Annotated in this window: 18 protein-coding genes; 6 read left to right on the forward strand and 12 right to left on the reverse strand. The window is 69.5% G+C overall.

The features are described 5' to 3' along the window. Positions 1 to 2 precede the first annotated feature (2 nt). Together ACFY2X_RS14660 and ACFY2X_RS14665 are read right to left on the reverse strand one after the other, a co-directional pair. Positions 3 to 1172, reverse strand: coding sequence for a CBM35 domain-containing protein (locus ACFY2X_RS14660; protein WP_389937824.1), 1170 nt, complete (start codon positions 1170 to 1172; stop codon positions 3 to 5). Positions 1173 to 1245: 73 nt separating this feature from the next. Further along, positions 1246 to 3048, reverse strand: a complete 1803-nt coding sequence (locus ACFY2X_RS14665) for a glycosyl hydrolase family 28 protein (protein WP_389937827.1) — start codon at positions 3046 to 3048, stop codon at positions 1246 to 1248. Positions 3049 to 3494: 446 nt separating this feature from the next. Here ACFY2X_RS14665 and ACFY2X_RS14670 point away from each other — a divergent pair, with 446 nt between their 5' ends. Further along, positions 3495 to 5066, forward strand: coding sequence for a glycoside hydrolase family 88 protein (locus ACFY2X_RS14670; protein WP_389937829.1), 1572 nt, complete (start codon positions 3495 to 3497; stop codon positions 5064 to 5066). On the opposite strand, the gene glgA is transcribed toward ACFY2X_RS14670, so the two are convergent. After that, complete coding sequence (gene glgA, locus ACFY2X_RS14675; RefSeq protein ID WP_389937832.1) at positions 5053 to 6231, reverse strand: glycogen synthase; 1179 nt, start codon at positions 6229 to 6231, stop codon at positions 5053 to 5055. The two genes, ACFY2X_RS14670 and glgA, sit on opposite strands and share 14 nt — an antisense overlap. A gap of 58 nt (positions 6232 to 6289) precedes the next feature. On the opposite strand from glgA, the gene glgC reads away from it, so the two are divergent. Continuing rightward, on the forward strand, positions 6290 to 7516 hold the full coding sequence (gene glgC, locus ACFY2X_RS14680; protein WP_389937835.1) for a glucose-1-phosphate adenylyltransferase: 1227 nt from the start codon (positions 6290 to 6292) through the stop codon (positions 7514 to 7516). Between the two features lie 10 nt (positions 7517 to 7526). On the opposite strand, the gene ACFY2X_RS14685 is transcribed toward glgC, so the two are convergent. Further along, complete coding sequence (locus tag ACFY2X_RS14685; protein WP_389937838.1) at positions 7527 to 8282, reverse strand: enoyl-CoA hydratase/isomerase family protein; 756 nt, start codon at positions 8280 to 8282, stop codon at positions 7527 to 7529. Positions 8283 to 8430: 148 nt separating this feature from the next. On the opposite strand from ACFY2X_RS14685, the gene ACFY2X_RS14690 reads away from it, so the two are divergent. Next, on the forward strand, positions 8431 to 10002 hold the full coding sequence (locus ACFY2X_RS14690) for a pentapeptide repeat-containing protein (RefSeq protein WP_389937841.1): 1572 nt from the start codon (positions 8431 to 8433) through the stop codon (positions 10000 to 10002). Between the two features lie 77 nt (positions 10003 to 10079). On the opposite strand, the gene ACFY2X_RS14695 is transcribed toward ACFY2X_RS14690, so the two are convergent. From ACFY2X_RS14695 to ACFY2X_RS14715, 5 genes are read right to left on the reverse strand one after another with little or no spacing between them, the layout of a single operon-like run. Then, complete coding sequence (locus ACFY2X_RS14695) at positions 10080 to 10805, reverse strand: CbtA family protein (RefSeq protein ID WP_389937844.1); 726 nt, start codon at positions 10803 to 10805, stop codon at positions 10080 to 10082. Positions 10806 to 10813: 8 nt separating this feature from the next. Then, complete coding sequence (locus ACFY2X_RS14700) at positions 10814 to 11002, reverse strand: CbtB domain-containing protein (protein ID WP_389937847.1); 189 nt, start codon at positions 11000 to 11002, stop codon at positions 10814 to 10816. A 10-nt stretch (positions 11003 to 11012) separates the two neighbouring features. Then, positions 11013 to 11474 carry an MSMEG_0567/Sll0786 family nitrogen starvation N-acetyltransferase gene (locus tag ACFY2X_RS14705; protein WP_389937850.1) on the reverse strand — a complete coding sequence of 154 codons (462 nt, stop codon included), beginning with the start codon at positions 11472 to 11474 and terminating at the stop codon, positions 11013 to 11015. A 7-nt stretch (positions 11475 to 11481) separates the two neighbouring features. Continuing rightward, a complete protein-coding gene (locus ACFY2X_RS14710; protein WP_389937853.1) occupies positions 11482 to 12585 on the reverse strand; it encodes an MSMEG_0568 family radical SAM protein in 1104 nt (367 codons plus the stop codon). Positions 12586 to 12645: 60 nt separating this feature from the next. After that, positions 12646 to 13221: a hypothetical protein gene (locus ACFY2X_RS14715; protein WP_389937856.1), complete on the reverse strand. Its 576-nt coding sequence runs from the start codon at positions 13219 to 13221 to the stop codon at positions 12646 to 12648. Between the two features lie 83 nt (positions 13222 to 13304). On the opposite strand from ACFY2X_RS14715, the gene ACFY2X_RS14720 reads away from it, so the two are divergent. Genes ACFY2X_RS14720 through ACFY2X_RS14730 form a run of 3 tightly spaced genes read left to right on the forward strand, consistent with a single transcriptional unit; the run spans position 13305 to position 16797 of the window. Continuing rightward, entirely contained in the window at positions 13305 to 14213 is a 909-nt protein-coding gene (locus ACFY2X_RS14720) for a carbamate kinase (protein WP_389937859.1), read from the forward strand. Further along, positions 14210 to 15700: an FdrA family protein gene (locus ACFY2X_RS14725; RefSeq protein WP_389937862.1), complete on the forward strand. Its 1491-nt coding sequence runs from the start codon at positions 14210 to 14212 to the stop codon at positions 15698 to 15700. The genes ACFY2X_RS14720 and ACFY2X_RS14725 overlap by 4 nt, the downstream gene beginning before the upstream one ends. Further along, positions 15697 to 16797 (forward strand): MSMEG_0565 family glycosyltransferase, encoded by a 1101-nt coding sequence (locus ACFY2X_RS14730; RefSeq protein WP_389937865.1) that lies wholly within the window; start codon positions 15697 to 15699, stop codon positions 16795 to 16797. Before ACFY2X_RS14725 ends, ACFY2X_RS14730 begins: the two co-directional genes overlap by 4 nt. On the opposite strand, the gene ACFY2X_RS14735 is transcribed toward ACFY2X_RS14730, so the two are convergent. From ACFY2X_RS14735 to nthB, 3 genes are read right to left on the reverse strand one after another with little or no spacing between them, the layout of a single operon-like run. Continuing rightward, entirely contained in the window at positions 16779 to 17093 is a 315-nt protein-coding gene (locus tag ACFY2X_RS14735) for a nitrile hydratase accessory protein (protein WP_389937867.1), read from the reverse strand. The two genes, ACFY2X_RS14730 and ACFY2X_RS14735, sit on opposite strands and share 19 nt — an antisense overlap. After that, complete coding sequence (gene nthA / locus ACFY2X_RS14740; RefSeq protein ID WP_389937870.1) at positions 17090 to 17671, reverse strand: nitrile hydratase subunit alpha; 582 nt, start codon at positions 17669 to 17671, stop codon at positions 17090 to 17092. The genes ACFY2X_RS14735 and nthA overlap by 4 nt, the downstream gene beginning before the upstream one ends. Continuing rightward, complete coding sequence (gene nthB, locus ACFY2X_RS14745; RefSeq protein WP_389937873.1) at positions 17668 to 18351, reverse strand: nitrile hydratase subunit beta; 684 nt, start codon at positions 18349 to 18351, stop codon at positions 17668 to 17670. The genes nthA and nthB overlap by 4 nt, the downstream gene beginning before the upstream one ends. Positions 18352 to 18389: the final 38 nt, after the last annotated feature.

Consider the following 18389-nt stretch of genomic DNA (forward strand, 5'->3'; position numbering starts at 1 on the left):
GCCTATCCGATCGTGATCTTGTCGACGTTGGGGCCCCCGTTCGCGGTGGTCGCGGTCGCCCTGATGGTGTTCGCGCCCGCCCTGAGCGGCACGCCGAGCGTCGTGGTCGCCCAGGCGGTCCAGACCCCGGTGCTGCCGAAGGCCTGGTTCGCGGCGACGACCACGCCGTTGACCGCGATGTCCATCGGCCGGTTCGTCGTGGTGCCGTTGGCGTAGCGGAAGGTCAGCGGCACGATGCCGGCCTCCGCGACATTGACGTTCCACTCCACGTAGCTGCCGGCGACGTTGGCGTAGTTGACGAATCCGGTGCCGGTGTAGCCCGCGTGGTTCGACTCGACGACGCCCTGCGAGATGGTGGCGTTCTCCGCCTGGTAGTCGACCGGGGGCACGCCTTCGACCCGCTTGTAGGCGCGCATGGCGGTCAGCAGGAGATGGCAGTCCTGCAGCGAGCCGGAGGTGTCGCCGAGCGAGCGGTAGATGCCCCATTTGGGGCGGACCCGGTCGCCGAGGAAGGTGTCGACCCCGGTCTTGGCGGCGTCGACGACCGTGGTGCCGCCGCTGCGTATCACCCAGCGGACCGAACCCGAACCGCCGTCGCCGATTTTGATCTCGTACTCGACGTCGATCCACCTGCCGTGCAGGGGCGCCAGGTCGGTCCTGCCGACCAGGACATCGCCCTCGACCACCTTGTGCTCGATGGTCTGCGTCCCGTTCACCCTGCGCAGCGACGTGACGGTGATCGGCAGCGTGCCCGTGCCCGGTTTCTTGGTCTGGAAGATGTGAGTGAAGGACGTGGTGGCCTTCAACGTGCTCGGGATGTACATCGAGTAGGTGACCCGCCAGGTCTCCCCGTCGTTCCACTCCAGGTAACCGGCCGGCGTGCGGTTGCCGGTGACCTCCTGGCGCTGCCGGTCGGTCATGGTGTCCCGGTCGACCATGTGCATGTCGAACCGGAAGTTGTCGCCCTCGGGGTAGATGTGCGGCCGGCCCGCCGGGTGGGAGTCGGCACGATCGTCCTCGATCGTCTCGAACGCCCTGAGCCCGTCGACGCTCGCCTCCGGCGACCACATGAGCTTCCACGCGGGCGCCGCGGCGGCGGCTCGCGTCTCCAGGTGAGGGGTGAGGAGTGCGGCGCCGAAGAGTGTTCCGAGCTGGCGTCGGGTGAGGTTCATGGTTCCCGCCCGATGGTGATCTCGTCGAGGCCGGGGCCGCCGTCGGCGGCGGTGGTCTTCCGATACGGCGGCCTCATGGCTGGACCTCCAGGTAGTCGAGGTTGGGGCCGCCGTTGGCGGTGGTGGCGGTGGCTCGGATCGTGTTGGTCCCGGTCGCCAGCACCGCGCTGACCGAGGTGGTCTGCCAGGTGGTCCAGGAACCGGTGCCGTTGAACGCCTTGCCCGCCGCCACGACGGCGCCGTTGACGGCGATGTCCATCGGCCGGTTGGCCGTGGTGCCGTTGGCGAAGCGGAGGGCCAGCGTCCTGGTGCCCGCGGTGGCCACGTCGACGGTGAACTCCACGTAGGAGCCCGCCACGTTGTCGTAGTTGACGAAGCCGGTTCCGGAGTGCCCGGCGTGGTTGGACTCCACCGCCCCCTGCGAGATCGTCGCGTTCTCGGCCTCGAAGCGGGTCGGCGGGGGGCCTTCGCCGTACAGGACGCCGTTGATCCGCACGTTGCTCAGCACGACGTTGTCGGCGTTGCCGATCTGCGGCGCGGGGGTGTCGATGGCGGTGAACGTGCTGTTGCTGATCGTGACGTTCCTGATGCGGCTGGCGGACGAGCCGGACAGCTTGATCGCGAACGGGGAGCCGGCGATGTTCAGGCCGTCCACGCTGAGGTTCTGGATGACCGGGTTGACGATGGGCCCGTGGCCGGGGCCGGTGAGGCTGTAGTTCATGTCGACGTAGAAGCCGCCCCGGTCGCAGGGGCCCCCGGTCAGGTTGCGGACGTGGACGCCGTCGACGACACCGCCGCGCCGGTTGTTGGTCTTGAGGTAGACCGCGTAGAACGACTTGTAGTCCGGCCCGGGGAAGATCTGGTTGTCCTGGGCGAAGACGTTGCGCACTCCCCCGGACATCTCGCTGCCCACGGTGATCGCGCCCCAGCGGCCGTAGTACTTGTTGCCGCGGATGACGATGTTCTCGCTCGGCACGCCGACCCGGCGGCCGTCGGTGTCCCTGCCGGACTTGATGACCGTGCCGTCGTCGCCGGTGTCGAACGAGCAGCCCTCGATGAGGACGTCGGCACAGCATTCGGGGTCGACCCCGTCGACCATCGCGCCCCTGCTGTAGATCTTCACCCGCCGCACGGTGACGTTGCGGGACAGCACCGGGTGGATCGTCCACATCGCCGGGTTCCTGATGTCGAGGTCCTCGATCAGGATGTTCGTGCAGTCGTAGAACTGGATCATGTTCGGCTTGAGGAAGTGGCCGTCGCCGAACTGCCGCTGGCCGACCGGCAGGCCGTCGACCGCCATCTGCTGCAGCCGCTCCCAGTCGGGCCCGCGCCGACCGTCGAAGCCGAACCACGGTCCGGCGGCGGCGTTGCCGTCGATCGTTCCCGGGCCGGTGAGGGCGATGTTGGTCTGGCCCCTGGCATAGATGAAGGGCGAGTAGTTGTAGCACTCGATGCCTTGCCAGCGGGTGTAGACGCTGGGGAGGTAGGAGCCCGCGTCGCTGCGGAAGCGGACGGTGCCGCCCGCCTCGACGTGCAACCGCACGTTGGACAGCAGGTGGATCTTTCCGGTGCGGAACTTGCCGGTGCCCGGCACCAGCACCGTCCCGCCGCCGGCGGCGTTGCAGGCGGCGATGGCGTTGCGGAACGCGGCGGTGCAGTCGGTGGAGTTGTCGGGCCTGGCGCCGTAGTCGGCGATGTCGAACATCCGGCTGGGGAAGGTGGGCGGCACGATCCTGGCCAGGATCGCCGGAACCTCGTCCCAAGGAGAGGCCGGGGACGCGGCGTGGGCCGTACGGAGAGGGGCCGCCGGGCCGGAGAGCATCGCGCCGCCAGTGACCGCTCCGGTGGTCATCAGGAAATCGCGTCGAGATGGCATGAGGGGGCTCCACGTTTCGTGGCTGGGGGGTGGAGAGACGGCCGGTGACCGCGCGGGCGCCGGTCTTACCCGCACGATCACCGGCTCGGGAAACCGGTACATCTCGCGAAAAATTGGAGTTTTGCACCGTAATCCCACAAAAAATAACATCTGTCAACACTTAATGGATCTTGGATCGATACAATCTTTAGGAAACTTTCCTAACCAGCAAGATCTGAGTGATGAATAGACATCCGATGTCAGCTACGTGAGCGAATCTCGGTCGGGGAAATTTTCTTAGTAGATAGACGAAATGTCGGTTATGGCGTATCTCTAGTGAGAGATCCACACACGCGAAAGATTGGATCTGTCGCATCCGCCCAGAGAACGAACCGCCATGCGTGCGCTTGTTGGTTCATGAGCGATCTTTCCGAACGAACAGGGGCCGACGAGTGAGGAGTCAACCCATGACGCTCGGACTCCGGCGACGGGCACTGATCGCGGCCCTGGCCCTGGGCGGCACTCTCCTGCTGCCCTTACGACCCGCGGCGGCCGCGGTCACCCTGTACGAGGCCGAGGAAGCGGCGATCTCCCAGGGCGTCGTCGAGTCCAACCACGCCGGCTTCACCGGAACCGGTTTCGTCAACTACGACAACACGACCGGCGGCCACGTCGAATGGACGGTCACCTCTCCGCAGGCCCGCGCCGTCACACTGATCCTGCGCTATGCCAACGGCACGGCCGTCGACCGGCCCATGGACGTCACCGTCAACGGCGTCCTCGTCGCCGACGAACTGGCCTTCCCCGGCACCGGCGCCTGGACGACCTGGCGCACCTCCACCGTGACCGCCTCCCTGACCGCGGGCACCAACACGATCAGGGCCACCGCGACCACCGCGAACGGCGGCCCCAACACCGACTCCCTCTCGATCGACGACGGCACCCCGCCGTCCTTCGACTGGTCCAGGGCGGTGGCCGACTCGACCATGGCCCGTTTCACCCCGGCCACGCTCGGCGGCTGGGGCTACACGCGCGGCCTCTACCTCTACGGCCAGTACCTGGTCTACCAGCGCACCCGCGACCCCCGGTACCTGCAGTACATGAAGGACTGGGCCGACCGCTTCGTGGACGACTCCGGCAACATCGGCCAGAGCTTCAACAACCTGGACAGCATGGAGTCAGGCAACGTGCTGCTCATCCTGGCCAGGGAGACCGGGCAGGCCAGATACCGGACGGCCGCGCAGAAGATCAGAAACCGGCTGACCACCTATCCCCGCACCGCCGACGGCGGCTGGTGGCACTCCACCTCCGACTCCCGCCAGGGCCAGCTCTGGGCGGACGGCGCCTTCATGGTCAACCCCTTCGTGATCAGGTACGGCCAGCAGTTCAACGACGCCGCCTGGGGCAACGAGCAGGCGGCCAGGCAGCTGGAGATCTACTACAGCCACCTGCTGCGAACGTCGGGGGACGCCTCCGGCCTGCTCTACCACGCCTACGACGAGCCCGGCGGGCTGACCGCGAGCTGGGTCCGTCCGGAGCACGGCAACACCAACGGCCTCTCCTGGTGCCGGGCCATCGGCTGGTTCGGCATGGCCGTGGTCGACGTCCTGGAGCTGCTCCCGGCCGATCACCCCCGCCGTCCCGCGCTGGTCACCATGCTGCGCCGGCTGGTCCCGGCCTACGCCAGGCACCAGGACCCGGCGACCGGACGCTGGTTCCAGGTGGTCACCGAGCCGGACGACCCCGCCGACTGGACCGAGACCTCCTGCTCCGCGATGTACACCTTCACGATCTCGCGCTCCGTCGAGCGCGGGTATGTGGACGCCTCCTACAAGGTCAACGCCGAGCGCGGCTACCGGGGCGTGCTGGCGAGGGTGTCACTCGGCTCCGACGGCCGGACCGCCGTCACCGGCATCAGCGAGGGCACCAACGTCGACGACGCCGTCGGCTACTACTTCGGCCGGGCCCGGCCGGTGAACGACTTCCACGGGCTCGGCGCCTTCCTGATCATGAACGAGCAGATGATCAGGGCCGGCTGACCGACCGGTACAGGTCCATCGTCCGCTCGGCGATCCGGGCCCAGGAGAAGTGCTCCACGGCCCGGACCCGCCCGGCCTCGCCCATCGCGGCGGCGAGCGCCGGATCGGCCAGCAACCGGTTGACCCGCTCGGCGATGTCGGCGGCGAACCGTTCGGGATCGTCGGGGGTGCCGTCGGCCGCGGACTGGTCGATCGGGACCAGCAGCCCGGTCGAACCGTCGGCCACGACCTCGGGGATGCCGCCGGTCGCGGTGGCCACGACCGCCGTCCGGCAGGCCATGGCCTCCAGGTTCACGATGCCCATCGGCTCGTAGATCGAGGGGCAGACGAACACGGTCGCGTGGGTGAGGATCTGGATCACCTCGGGGCGCGGGAGCATCTCCGAGATCCAGATGACGCCCTCCCTGTCCAGCCCCTGAACGAGCGCGGTGACCTCGGCGGCGATCTCCGGGGTGTCGGGCGCGCCCGCGCAGAGCACCAGCTGGGCGTCGGGGTGGAAGTCCCTGGCCGCGTGGAGCAGGTGGACGAGGCCCTTCTGCCGGGTGATCCGGCCCACGAACACGACGTACGGCCTGCCGGGGTCGATGCCGTGCTTGTCCAGGAAGCCGGTGGCCCGGTCGGGGGCGTACTCGTCGGTGTCGATCCCGTTGTGGATCACCGTGACCTTCTCCGGCGCCACCTCGGGATAGCTGGTGAGCACGTCACGCCGCATCCCCTCCGACACGGCGATGATCGCGTCAGCGCTCGCCAGCGCGCCCCGCTCGGCCCACGACGACAGGGTGTAGCCGCCGCCGAGCTGCTCGGCCTTCCACGGCCGCAGCGGCTCCAGGCTGTGCGTGGTCACCACGTGGGGCATGCCGTACAGCATCTTCGCCACGTGGCCCGCGAAGTTGGCGTACCAGGTGTGGCTGTGCACCAGATCGGCGCCCTCGCACCCGGCCGCCATCTCCAGGTCGACGCCGAGCACCTGGAGCGCGGCGTTGGCCGTCTCCAGCCCGCTCGGCACCCGGTAGGCCTCGACACCCTGCTCGGAACGCGGCGCCCCGAAGCAGCGGACGCGGGCGTCGGCCAGCCGCCGCAGCTCCCGGGCGAGGTATTCCACATGGACTCCGGCACCGCCGTACACCTCAGGAGGATATTCACGGCTCAGCAGATCTACACGCATGTGATCAGCGTAGTGTTTAGGTGTGTTTCGGTCCTGCTCATCGGGTTAAGGTCCTGGTATGAGAGTCCTCGCGATCGTGCTGGCCGGCGGCGAAGGAAAGCGGCTGATGCCGCTGACGGCTGACCGGGCCAAGCCTGCGGTGCCGTTCGGGGGGATATACCGGCTTGTCGACTTTGTACTGTCAAACCTGGCCAACGGTCACTACCTGCAGATCGTCGTGCTGACGCAGTACAAGAGCCACAGCCTCGACCGGCACATATCCCGTACCTGGCGAATGTCGACGATGCTGGGTAACTATGTCACGCCGGTGCCCGCGCAACAGCGGCTCGGCCCTCACTGGTTCTCCGGGTCGGCCGACGCGGTGTTCCAGAACCTCAACCTGATCTACGACGAGATGCCCGACCACGTCATCGTGTTCGGCGCCGACCACATCTACCGGATGGATCCCCGGCAGATGGTCGAGCAGCACGTCGACTCCGGCGCCGACGTGACCGTGGCGGCGATCCGGCAGCCGCTGTCGCTGGCCGACCAGTTCGGTGTGATCGAGACCGATCCGGCGGGGCGGCGGATCGTGGCGTTCCGCGAGAAGCCCAAAGACGCGGTGGGCCTGCCGGACGCGCCCGACCAGGTGTACGCGTCGATGGGCAACTACGTCTTCAAGACCCAGGCGATGCTCGACGCGCTCCGGGAGGACGCACTCGATCCCGCAAGCAAGCACGACCTCGGCGGAAACATCATCCCGATGATGGTCAAGTCGGGCGGTGCCGAGGTCTACGACTTCGCCAACAACGTCGTGCCCGGCTCCACCGAGCGGGATCGCGGCTACTGGCGGGACGTCGGAACCCTCGACGCCTTCTACGAGGCCCACATGGACCTCATCTCGCCGCACCCGGTCTTCAACCTCTACAACAGGGAGTGGCCGATCTACACCGGCCACGACCCGCTTCCTCCGGCCAAGTTCGTGCACAACCAGGGCGACCGGATCGGCCGGGCGATCGACTCGCTGGTCTCCGCCGGCGTGATCGTCTCCGGCGGGCTGGCGGAGCGCTCCATCCTCTCCCCCGGCGTGGTGCTGCACTCCCACTCCCACGTCGAAGACTCGGTGCTGATGGACAACGTGAAGGTGGGCCGCGGCGCCATCGTCCGCAAGGCCATCATCGACAAGAACGTGATCATTCCGGACGGTGCCCGCATCGGCTTCGACCTCGAATACGACCGTCAGCGTTTCGCGGTGACCCGCGACGGCGTCGTGGTCATCGGCAAGAACGAGATCGTCGACCGGTAGGGCCGGCCGCTCAGGAAGACCAGGTGAACCGGGGAGGGCGCCGCTCCAGGAAGGCGGCGACCCCCTCGGGGACCTCCTCGCGTGACTTCTTCTGCCACTCGCGGAAGCGCGCCTCGTCCGCCCGGCCGTCCACGACCTCCTTGGTGGCGGCGAGGGTGAGCTGCGAGTTCCCGGCCATCGTGCGGGCCAGGCCGTACACCCGTTCGCGCAGCCCCTCCCGCGGAAGGACCTCGTCCACCAGGCCGGTGCGCAGGGCCCGGCCGGCGTCGACGAGCTCGGCGGAGTAGAGCAGGAGTTTGGCCGTGGACGGGCCGACGACGTCGACCAGGCGGCGGGTGGAGCTCAGTGGGTAGACGATGCCCAGCCTGGCGGGGGTGATGCCGAAGCGGGCGTCCTCGGCTGCGAGGCGCAGGTCGCAGGCGAGGGCGAGCTGGCAGCCGCCGCCCACGCAGAAGCCCTCGATCATCGCGATCACCGGCTTGGGGAACCCGGCCAGCGCCCGTTCCGCCGCGACGGTCAGCCCCGTGTCGTCGCCCTCCGCGGAAAGCCCGGCGACCTCTGAGATGTCCGCTCCGGAGCAGAAGGTGCCGCCCGCGCCGGTGAGCACGAGGACGCGCACGCCGGGATCGCCCGCCAGCGGCGCGAGCAGCCCGGGCAGCGCCCGCCACATGGCCACGCTCATCGCGTTGCGCTTGCCGGGGCGGTTGATCCGTAACGTGGCGACATGGTCGTCGATGGACAGGTCGAAACCGTCGGAGATCTGCACGGGATAGATTCTCCCGGGAGATCCCTACGACGACGCGGTCAGACCACCCCCAAGCCCGAGAGGCCGGATGCTCGGAGTCGTTCGCCCCTGCCGCGACGGCCGCCGCCGCGAGCGCCGGTTCTCAGCAACCTGAATAAAGAGGTCTCGAATGCGACTGACACGACCGTTCCGGCGGCTGAGCCCGGCAGAGCGGCAGGTCTGGGACGCCTATCCGGCGGGCGCCTGGGTGGATCTGCGCACCGGGGACGCCGACGTCGACGACCCGGCGAACGGGGCGGACTGGGGACCGGAGCGGACGGTCCGCGCTGAGGTCATCGCGGCGCTGCTGCTCGGCGCCCGGGAACCGGAGCCGGGCAAGACCGCGGGGCTGCGGCTGGCGGGCGCCCATGTGACGGGGAAGCTGGATCTTTCCGACGCCACCCTCACCGGCAAGCTCCATCTGCTCAACTGCTATCTCCCCGAGGCCGTCTCCCTCGCCGACACCACCGCCTCGGGGGTGCGCTTCCGGGGGTGCGAGATGGAGCGGGTCCGCGCTCCCCGGTGCACGTTCAACGGCCTGCTGGAGCTTGACGGGTCCACGGTCCGCAGCGGGATCCGGCTGGACAACGCGCAGGTGACCGGTCAGTTACGGTTCTCCAAGTGCCACCTGTCCGCTCCCGGTGAGCAGTCCAGGGCGACCGAGAGCTGGCTGGAGGACGTCCGCAGGCCGCTCGACGCCAGGGACATGCGGGAGCGGGGCCTCGACCAGCACCAGTGGGCCCTGTGGGCGGGCGGGCTGACGGTGAACGGCGGGGCGTTCATCCGGGACACGCACGTCACCGGAGGCCTGCGGATCATCGGGGCGAAGTTCCACGACGGGATCTACCTGCAGAGGTCGGTCATCACGGCGACCGGGCCGTACGCCGTGCAGGCGGACTTCATGGAGTCCGGGGCGGCGGAGTTCAGCGCGGGATTCACCGCGACGGGCACGATCCGGATGCGCGGCGCGCGGATCAACGGGGTGCTCTCCTTCGACCAGGCCGTGTTGTCGGCCCCCGATCGGGCACTCCACCTGACCCACATGCAGGTCAACGAGCTGATCCTGCGACCGGCCTCTCTCGAAGGCGAGGTCAGCCTCGCCTACTCGCGGATCGAACTCATCATGGACCAGCCTTCGGCCTATCCGGGCAGGGTGCACCTCAACGGGCTGGTCTACGAGACGCTGCGCGGCGACTGGACCGTGGCCGAGCGGTTGTCCTGGGTCAGCAGGGACCCGGACGGCTACCGGCCGCAGCCGTACGAGCAGCTGGCCGCCTGGTTCCGGCGGATCGGTCACGAGCCGGACGCCCGCCGGGTGCTGCTGGCCAAACAGCGGCGGCGGCGCCGCACGCTCAAACCGACCGGCAGGTTCTGGGGGCGGCTGCTCGATCTCGCCGTCGGGTACGGCTACCGCCCCTGGCTGGCCGGGCTCTGGACGGCGGTGCTGCTGACCGCGGGCACCGTGGTCTTCGACGCCGTGCCGCCGACGAAGATCGACCCGGACGAGGTCAGGGTGTTCCAGCCGTTCGTCTACACGCTGGACCTGCTCGTCCCGGTGAGCGTCTTCGAACAGCGGGGAGCGTGGGAGCCGGTCGGCTGGACCCAGTGGCTGGCCTGGGTCCTGGTCGCCTCCGGCTGGATCCTGGCCACCGCCCTGATCGCCGGAGCCGCCCGGGTGCTGCGCCCCACCGGTAATTCCTGACAGGCCGGTCCCGGAGTCCCGGCCGATTTCGCCGATCCGGTCGCCCCGTCTGCCGCATGACAGCCGGCTGATCCCGCTCAGCCCGCGGCGACGGGGGCGGCCGCCACGCGGGACGCGCGGTCGCCGACCCAGCCGAAGAGCACGCCGAAAGCGGTCCAGAACACCAGCTGCGTCCCCAACGACGCCAGCCTGAACTCCCACAGCAACGTGGCGGGGAAGCCCTTGGGCACCTCGTCGACCGTCGGTAGCAGCAGCCACGCGGCGATCACCGGGACGAGGAACGCCGTGACGGCCGCGGCCCACCGCGCCCACGGCCCACCGGAGACGCGGCGAGCGGTCGCCACCGCGATGACCGTCGCCACCAGCCCGACCAGGATCATCACCACGTAGAGCAAGGTGCGGCCGCTGATCGTCTCAGGGTCGCCAACGGCGGGCGGATTAGCCGGATATTTCAAGAACGGCACGAGAATGACCGCCACGAACGCGGTGCCGGCGACAGCGAGCGCCAGCCCGCCATCGGATCGTGGGCCGACCCGTCCCCGCAGACCCGCGAACACGAGCGCGAAGACACCTCCCACGGCAAGTCCGTAGAGCCCGGTGGCGAGGAACAGAGCGGCCTTCTGTCCCGCCCTGCCGACCACGGCCGCATTGCCATGATCATGCCCGGCCCCCTCGACGAGGGCCTCCTCCCAGGCGATCGCGCTGTCCACACGAGGCTCCCCGAAGACGAACGCGAAGCCGCCCGCGATCAATCCGGCCAGCAGCCCGAGGAGCAAGCCCCTGACCAGCAGGGTGCGTACCACGACGCCCCTTAGTGGCACGGCACGCCGAGCAGATGACGCCCGTCGTGCATGAGCTCGTGCAGGTAGTTACCTGCCTGCGAGATGGCCCCGTCGTCCATCAGCACCAGATAGGCGAGGAGCAGGAGCAGTGGTACGGCCAGCAGCCATGGGCGCAGGCGCGGAAAGGGGACGATGATCGAAGTGGCCGGTTCTCTCATGCGAAACCGCCTAAGCTCGGAGGTCGATCGCCATGGGCTGGTGCGGGAGGTTGGCGTAGGTTTCCACGTCGCCGCTGCAACGCCAGCCCAGGCGCTGGAAGTAGCGGATGTTCCCTAGCTGGATGTGGGCGACCATCAGATGGCCGCCGCGTTCGGTCGCGGTCTTGACCGCGTATCTCACGAGTGGGGTCCCGAGGCTTTGGCCGCGGTGCTCCGGCAGAACGGCCAGGCGGTCGCCCCGCCAGAGCTCACCGGCATGGTCCAGGGGGTAGAGCCGGACGGCTCCGCCGATCACCCGGCCTGCGTATGCGACCACGTGGATGGTCAGCGGGTCGTCGTCGCGGGCGTCGCGGTCGGAGCCGTCGAAAATGTGCTGCTCCTCGACGAAGACGCGGTGCCGTACCGCGTAATGGGCCGCGAGTTCGTCTGAGGTGGCGGCTGGGTGGCAGTCACGGCCGAGCGTCTGGAACATGGCGGCCTCAGGCGGCGGGACGTGGGCCGATTTGAAGCAGAGACTCCACCGAGCTCAGCCCTGAGCATGCCTGGCAGCGGGCGCAGCCTGCCTTGGCAGCGGCGGACGTCATGCCGTGCCGGGCCATGTAGGCGAGGACCTTGGCGTAGATCGGCCGCGTGTAGGAGCTCGGCGGTGGCTTCCAGCCGGCCATGGGGGTGCCGACGACCGGGCGCAGCGGCACGATGAACGGGTAGACGCCGGCGTCGACGGCCCGTCTGCAGCCATCGATCGTCACCTGGGGGTCCTCCCCCATTCCAAGGATCACGTAGGTCGAGACCTGACCGGCGCCGAAGACGGAGACCGCCCGTTCCCACGCCTTGAAGTAGCCCTCGATGCCGGTGCGCGCTTTGGCGGGCGCGACACGCGCCAGGACGGCGGGGTCGAAGGTCTCGATGTGGATGCCGACCGAGTCGACGCCCATGGCGCCCACCTCGTCGAGCACGTCCAGGTCCACAGGCGGCTCGAACTGCGCCTCGACGGGGAGTCCGCTGGCCTCCTTGACGGCCTGCCCGCAGCGCCCCACATACAGGGCCCCGCGGTCGACGCCGCGAGTGCTGCCGGTCGTCAGGGTGGCGTCGACGGCGCCGTCGAGATCGCGGGCCGCTATCGCGACTTCGGCGAGCTGCTCGGGTGTCTTGCGAGCGATGGTGCGGCCCGCCGAGAGCGAGAGGCCGATCCCGCAGAACGCGCACTGGTCGTCGTTGCCCCAATAGGCGCAGTGCTGCACGACGGTGCTCGCCACGGAGTCCAGGTGCAGGAGAGCGATCTGCCAGTACGGCACGCCGTCGGCGGTGGTCAGGTCGTAGAAACGCGGCCGGCGTTCGGCGGATGCGTCCGCCAGCCGTACCCCGTCGCGATAGATGCCGTAACCGTCGTCTTCGGCGCGCAGCACGTACGGCGAGTCCTTGGCGACCCCCTCGGTGGGCGCCGTGACGGGAACCCCCTCCACCCACAGCATCCCGCAGTCGGTGGGCCCGGCGCCGCCGGTGCGGCGCTCCATCTGTGCCTCGAGCCGCAGACCTCGTGCCTGGAGGTCGAGAATGAGCTCGCTGACATCGGTAGCCGTCACGACAGGCACCTCCCGTGCCGTACGACCAGTCCCACCGATTCTACCAAAATATGATCGGCGTTAACTTTCCGATGCGAACGCCTGCCGTACCTGCTCAATCGCCGCGAGCCACGCCTCTCGCGAGGTGAACTCCTCCACGCGGACCGCGTCGCCAGTGACCTCCAGCCGGTAGGTGATGACCGGCTCGGCGACCACCGAGCGGACCATGATGCTGCCTGTCGCGATGTGGATCTCGACCCACTGCGCCGACCCGCCGCGCCAGGCCGCGTCGTCAGGCTCCTCAAGGACCGCCCACTCCAGCCCGGCGGCCCGAGCACGCTCGACCACCTGCTCGCGCGACGAGGTGAGCAGCTCGCGGAACCGCTGTGACATCGCGGCCTCGATCACCAGTTGGGTGTCGAGCCCGTCCAGCGGAATGCCCAGGTCGTCGAGCCAGCCGCGCATCTCCTCTTCGACGGCGGCCAAGGCCGCGTAGTCGGCGATGCCGGACAGGCGCCGGGCGAGGGCGCCCACCAGGCGCAGCGCCCGCTGGTAGCGCTCGGTGTCGACCATCGCGAGCGGGAAGAGCCGGTCCTCGGCGGCGCGCAGTCGCCGGGCCAGCTCGGTGTATTCCGGAGGGATCCGACCGCTTGGCAAGGCTTCTCTCGTTCACTATCGTCAGTGTGGTAAGTCGGATCCTAGACGGCATTCGGGTGATTCACCAGAACGGGTGATGGCCCGTGAACAGGACTGTGGTCGTCGCGCTCGGCGGGAACGCATTCACCCGCCGGGGGCAGGCAGGCACATACGAGGAGATGGCCGCCAACACTCGCACCATGGCGAAAGCGGTGCGTGGCCTGCGGCAGACCGGCTGGCGCGTCGTCGTCACGCACGGTAACGGACCCCAGGTCGGCAACCTGGCGATCCAGCAGGACGCCGGTGCGGGGCAGGTGCCCGAGCAGCCCCTGCACGCCCTGGTCGCCATGACGCAGGGGCTGCTCGGCAGCCTGATCAGCCAGGCCCTGGGCGGGCCCGATGTGGTCGGCATCGTGACCCACGTGGTGGTGGATCCCGCCGATCCCGCCTTTGCGCGGCCCACCAAGCCCGTCGGCCCGTTCTACGCCGAACCCCGTGAGGGGCTCGTCGAGGACGCCGGCAGGGGCTACCGGCGCGTGGTTCCGTCGCCGCCGCCGCTGAAGATCATCGAAGCCCGTGCGATCACCCGGCTCCTCAGGGAGGGCTTCGTCGTGGTCGCGGCCGGCGGAGGTGGCATCCCGGTTGACGCCCAGGGCGGCCACGTCTCCGCCGTCATCGACAAGGATCTCACCGCCGCCCTGCTCGCCACGGCCGTCGGGGCGCACTCCCTGGTGCTCGTCACCGACGTCGACATGGTCATGCTGGACTTCGGCACGCTCAGAGCGCGGCCGATCACGACGATCACCTCGGATGAGATGAGAAGGCACCTGCTGGACGGCCAGTTTCCCGAGGGGAGCATGGGCCCGAAGGTCCGCGCGGCCCTGCAGTTCCTCGACGCCGGCGGTGGATGTGCCGCGATCACCCGCGCCGAGCTTGTCCCGGGCGTTCTCAGCAGCCGGAACGCCAGAGCCACCCGCATCGTCGGCCACCTCACCGGCCGGGGCGCGGCATGAAAACGGCCGTACGCGTGCTGCGCGACACGTACCTGGACTCCGTCCTTCAACTCCTTGGCGCCCGGGCGATGCACAAGGCCGAGGGCGTGGAATGGGCGACGGTCGTGATGGCGACCGCCGCCAACCTCGAAGCCCTGCGGCATGAGGGCTTCGACCCTCCGGAGGCGGGCCCTTACGATCTGATCCTCGCGGTGCGGGCCGCTGACGACGCCGGCGCCGTGACGGCCTTCGCGGAGGGTGAGCGGGCGATGTTCGGTGCCCGCGAGGGCGGGCCGGTCGAGCAGCGTCCGCGCTCTCTCGAGGAGGCGTTGAGGCGGCAGCCAGGAAGCACCGTCGCCGTCATCTCCGTCCCGGGTGACTATGCCGCCCTGGAAGCGCACAAAGCGCTCAGCCACGGCCTTGACGTGCTTCTGTTCAGCGACAACGTCTCTCTCGCCGACGAGATCGCGCTCAAGGACCACGCCGTACGGCAGGGCCGCCTGCTCATGGGCCCGGGTGCGGGCACGGCGATGCTCGCGGGGGTCGGACTGGGATTCGCCAACGTGGTGCGTCCCGGCCCGGTGGGGATCGTCGCCGCGGCGGGCACCGGGGCTCAGGAGGTCATGTCCCTGCTCGACCGCGAGGGCGTCGGCCTGTCGCATGTCATCGGCGTGGGCGGCCGTGACCTGACCCGTGCGGTCGGCGGGCGCATGGCCGAGCGGGCCGTCGAGGCGCTCGACGACGACCCGGCGACCGAACTGATCCTTCTCGTCTCCAAGCCGCCCGACGAGGAGGTGGCGCGGCGGGTGGTGGCCGCCGCAGGCGACACCCCGCTCGTCGCCGCCCTGGTCGGGCTGGAACGCACCATGCCGGGTGTGCACGTGACGGACACGCTCGAAGGCGGTGTCGTCAAGGCACTGGAACTGCTGGGCCGGCCCGCGCCGGACTTCGACCGGCGACATGGCCCGAGCCTGGAGGAGGTCATCGCCTGCCTCGCGCCGACGCGCACCACGGTGCGCGGGCTCTTCTCCGGCGGCACGCTCTGCTCCGAGGCACTCGTGCTGCTGGGGCGGACGCTGGGCCCCGTCTGGTCCAACGTCCCCATCGACCCGCGTTACGGCCTGCCCGCCCCCTCGCCCGGCTCCAGCATCTGCCTTGACCTGGGCGAGGAGGAGTACACCAGAGGCAGGCCACACCCGATGATCGACCCGGAGGCCCGCGTCAAGCTCCTGCGCGAGGCCGGTCAGGACGCCGACGTCGCGGTCGTGCTCCTCGACGTCGTGCTGGGCCATGGCTCGCATCCCGATCCGGCCGGGATTTTGGCACCGGAGATCTCCAGCCTCGACGGCCCGCAGGTCGTGGCGTATGTTCTGGGCACCGAACGGGATCCCCAGGGCTACCGGGAGCAGGTGAGCGTGCTCGCCGAGGCCGGGTGCGTCGTCACCGAGACCGCCGCCCGCGCGGCGCTCACCGCGGCGGCCATCGCCACCCGGAGGGCTGCCTCATGAGTCGCGTCGCGCTCCTGACGTACTCGACCAAACCGCGCGGCGGAGTCGTCCACACCCTTGCCCTGGCCGAGGCGCTCGCGGACCTGGGTACCGACGTCCACGTCTTCGCCCTCGGCACCGAGGGCTTCTTCCGCCCGCTGAAGGTGCCGTTCACGCTGTTCCCCGTCACGATCGAGAGCGATTCTCTGGAGGAGAAGGTCTTCGCCTCAGTGGACGCCATGGCCGCCGGGCTGGCGAAGGTCGCCGGTGAGTTCGACGTCCTGCACGCTCAGGACTGCATCTCCGGGCGTGCGGCGACCCGGGTGCATGCTCGCGTGGTGCGCACCGTGCATCACGTTGACGACTTCACGACGCCGGCCCTCATCGACTGCCAGCGCAGGTCGATCGTGGAGCCCGGCCACATCCTGGTCGTCAGCGAGCATTGGCGCCGCGTGCTGCTCCAGGAGTACGGCGTCGCCGCCCAGATCGTGCGCAACGGCGTCGACCCGGCCCGGTTCCCTCCGGTGAGCGCCCGGCAGAGGGCCTCTTTGCGCGCGTCCGTGGGTGCGGAGAACCGATTCCTGCTCCTGGCCGTCGGCGGCATCGAGCCACGCAAAGGGAGCAAGACGCTGTTCCGCGCCCTGGGCCTGCTGCGAGGTGAGAGGCCGGTGCTGGCGATCCTGGGGGGCCACTCCTTCCGTGACCACGAGCCGTATCGCCGCGAGGCGCTGGCGTTGCTGCCCGATCTCGGCCTGGACGTGGTGGAGCTGGGAACGGTCCCCGAGGATCTGCTGGCGGCGTGGTACCGCAGTGCCGACGCCCTGGCGTACCCGTCGATCAAGGAGGGCTTCGGCCTGGCCGCGCTGGAGGCGCTCGCCGCCGACCTGCCGGTCGTGGCCAGCGATCTGCCGGTGTTCCAGGAATTCCTCACCCACGGCCGTGACGCCCTGCTCCCCGCCGTGGGCGACCCGGTGGCACTCGCGGCGGCTCTGGAGCAGATCATGACCGACGAGGCCCTGCGAGCCGCCCTCGTCGCCGGCGGCCGCGCGGTCGTGCCCCGGTTCACCTGGGCGGCCTCCGCCGCCCGGCACACCGAGATCTACCGGTCGATCTCGTGATCGTGCCCGGCGGGCCTGGCGGCGAGCAGCGCCGCCCGTTCGCGTACCTCGCCCTCGACGAGAAGCACCTGTTCGAGCGCTTCGAACCAGCAGACGTAGTACTCGGCGTCCGGCTCGGCCGCGATCCGCGCGATCAGGGCCTGGCGGAAGTCCTCCCAGGCGAAGGCGCCCGCCTCGCTGGCCGCCACCGCCAGGCTGAACGCCCGGCCCTCCCACGGCTCGGCGAACACGAGCTCGCCGTTGGAGCGCGGCGGCGCGGCCGGGCTGTCGACGTCCAGGCGGATCGGGAGCGTCATGTCGTCACCTGGGCGACGCCCACCATCGCGTCCCGTGTGACGAGCGGTACGAGTTGTTCCTCGGAGAACCCGTCGGTCCCGGCGGGTCTGGCCGGGAGCACGAAGTACCGCACCTCGGAGCTGCTGTCCCACACCTGGACATCGACGTCGTCCGGCAGCCGCAGGCCCATTTCGGCCAGCACCGTGCGCGGCTCACGGACCATCCTGGACCGGTAGGCCGGATCCTTGTACCAGGAGGGCGGCAGGCCGAGCAGCGGCCACGGATAGCAGGAGCAGAGCGTGCAGACGACCACGTTGTGGACGCGAGGCGTGTTCTCCAGGACCACGATGTGCTCGCCCTGCGGTCCTTTGAACCCGAGTTCGGCGACGGCGGCGGTGCCGTCGGCGAGCAGCCGCTCCCGATACTCCGGATCCGTCCACGCCTTCGCCACGACGCGCGCGCCGTTGAGCGGCCCGACGTCCGTCTCGTACATCTTGATGAACTTGTCCATGATCGCGGTATCGACCAGCCCGCGCTCGACCAGCAGCTGCTCCAGCGCCTCGACGCGCAGCTCGATCGGCACCCGCTCGTCCGTCATGACGTCTCCTCCAGGTAGTCCTCATAGAGGTCGATGTTGAGCGCGAACGGCTCGGCGTCCGGGCCGAACAGCTCGGCGGAGTCGAACCGCACCGAGTACACCCATTGGGCGTTCTCGCCTTGGAAGTGGGCGTTGGTGTCGGGCAGGACCTGCGCGGGCTGGACGATCATGACGCTCCCCGCGTGCCCCATCACATACCGCGGCAAGCGCGTATGCCCCGGCGGGGCGAACACCTTGGCGCGTACGGCAGAGCCCACGGAAAACCGAGGTGGCGATGACACGACGCGGAGGGAGCCTGCCGCGGTCGGCGCGTAGTCCGGCTTGTCCGGCTCCGGCGGCCCGGGTTCCTCGGCCGAGCCCCCGGACAGATTGGCGGCCCGTGCCTCGGCCGTTCCCCGCGCGATGATCGAGCTGTCGTAGAGCAGGTTCTCCGCGCCGTGCAGCCACCGGCCGTAGTAGCCGTCGTCAAGGTAGTCCTGCCGGTCGAGCCGGTTCATCGCATGGCGGAAGGCATCCAGGTTCGTGCCGGACAGGCGCATCGACAGCAGGGCGAGCGCGAAGGCCCGTGCCTGCCACTCTTCTTCGAAGACCGGCTCGTCGGGCCTGGGAACCGGCACGGGGCCCCAGCCCTCGGTGCCCCCCATGTCGTGAATTCCGGTCGCAGGCTGGACCTTGTTCATGATGGCCTCCAAGGGTGCCGGGTGAGGGCGCGCCCTCA

Origin of the sequence: Streptosporangium sp. NPDC000396, from assembly GCF_042898655.1 — a bacterium.
Classification (GTDB): Bacteria; Actinomycetota; Actinomycetes; order Streptosporangiales; family Streptosporangiaceae; genus Streptosporangium.

What these genes read in the sequence shown, in the direction of transcription:
- ACFY2X_RS14660 (WP_389937824.1), bottom strand. Translation starts at nt 1,172, where the DNA reads ATGAACCTCACCCGACGCCAGCTCGGAACACTCTTCGGCGCCGCACTC.
- ACFY2X_RS14665 (WP_389937827.1), bottom strand. Translation starts at nt 3,048, where the DNA reads ATGCCATCTCGACGCGATTTCCTGATGACCACCGGAGCGGTCACTGGC.
- ACFY2X_RS14670 (WP_389937829.1), top strand. Translation starts at nt 3,495, where the DNA reads ATGACGCTCGGACTCCGGCGACGGGCACTGATCGCGGCCCTGGCCCTG.
- glgA (WP_389937832.1), bottom strand. Translation starts at nt 6,231, where the DNA reads ATGCGTGTAGATCTGCTGAGCCGTGAATATCCTCCTGAGGTGTACGGC.
- glgC (WP_389937835.1), top strand. Translation starts at nt 6,290, where the DNA reads ATGAGAGTCCTCGCGATCGTGCTGGCCGGCGGCGAAGGAAAGCGGCTG.
- ACFY2X_RS14690 (WP_389937841.1), top strand. Translation starts at nt 8,431, where the DNA reads ATGCGACTGACACGACCGTTCCGGCGGCTGAGCCCGGCAGAGCGGCAG.
- ACFY2X_RS14700 (WP_389937847.1), bottom strand. Translation starts at nt 11,002, where the DNA reads ATGAGAGAACCGGCCACTTCGATCATCGTCCCCTTTCCGCGCCTGCGC.
- ACFY2X_RS14705 (WP_389937850.1), bottom strand. Translation starts at nt 11,474, where the DNA reads ATGTTCCAGACGCTCGGCCGTGACTGCCACCCAGCCGCCACCTCAGAC.
- ACFY2X_RS14725 (WP_389937862.1), top strand. Translation starts at nt 14,210, where the DNA reads ATGAAAACGGCCGTACGCGTGCTGCGCGACACGTACCTGGACTCCGTC.
- ACFY2X_RS14730 (WP_389937865.1), top strand. Translation starts at nt 15,697, where the DNA reads ATGAGTCGCGTCGCGCTCCTGACGTACTCGACCAAACCGCGCGGCGGA.
- ACFY2X_RS14735 (WP_389937867.1), bottom strand. Translation starts at nt 17,093, where the DNA reads ATGACGCTCCCGATCCGCCTGGACGTCGACAGCCCGGCCGCGCCGCCG.
- nthA (WP_389937870.1), bottom strand. Translation starts at nt 17,671, where the DNA reads ATGACGGACGAGCGGGTGCCGATCGAGCTGCGCGTCGAGGCGCTGGAG.
- nthB (WP_389937873.1), bottom strand. Translation starts at nt 18,351, where the DNA reads ATGAACAAGGTCCAGCCTGCGACCGGAATTCACGACATGGGGGGCACC.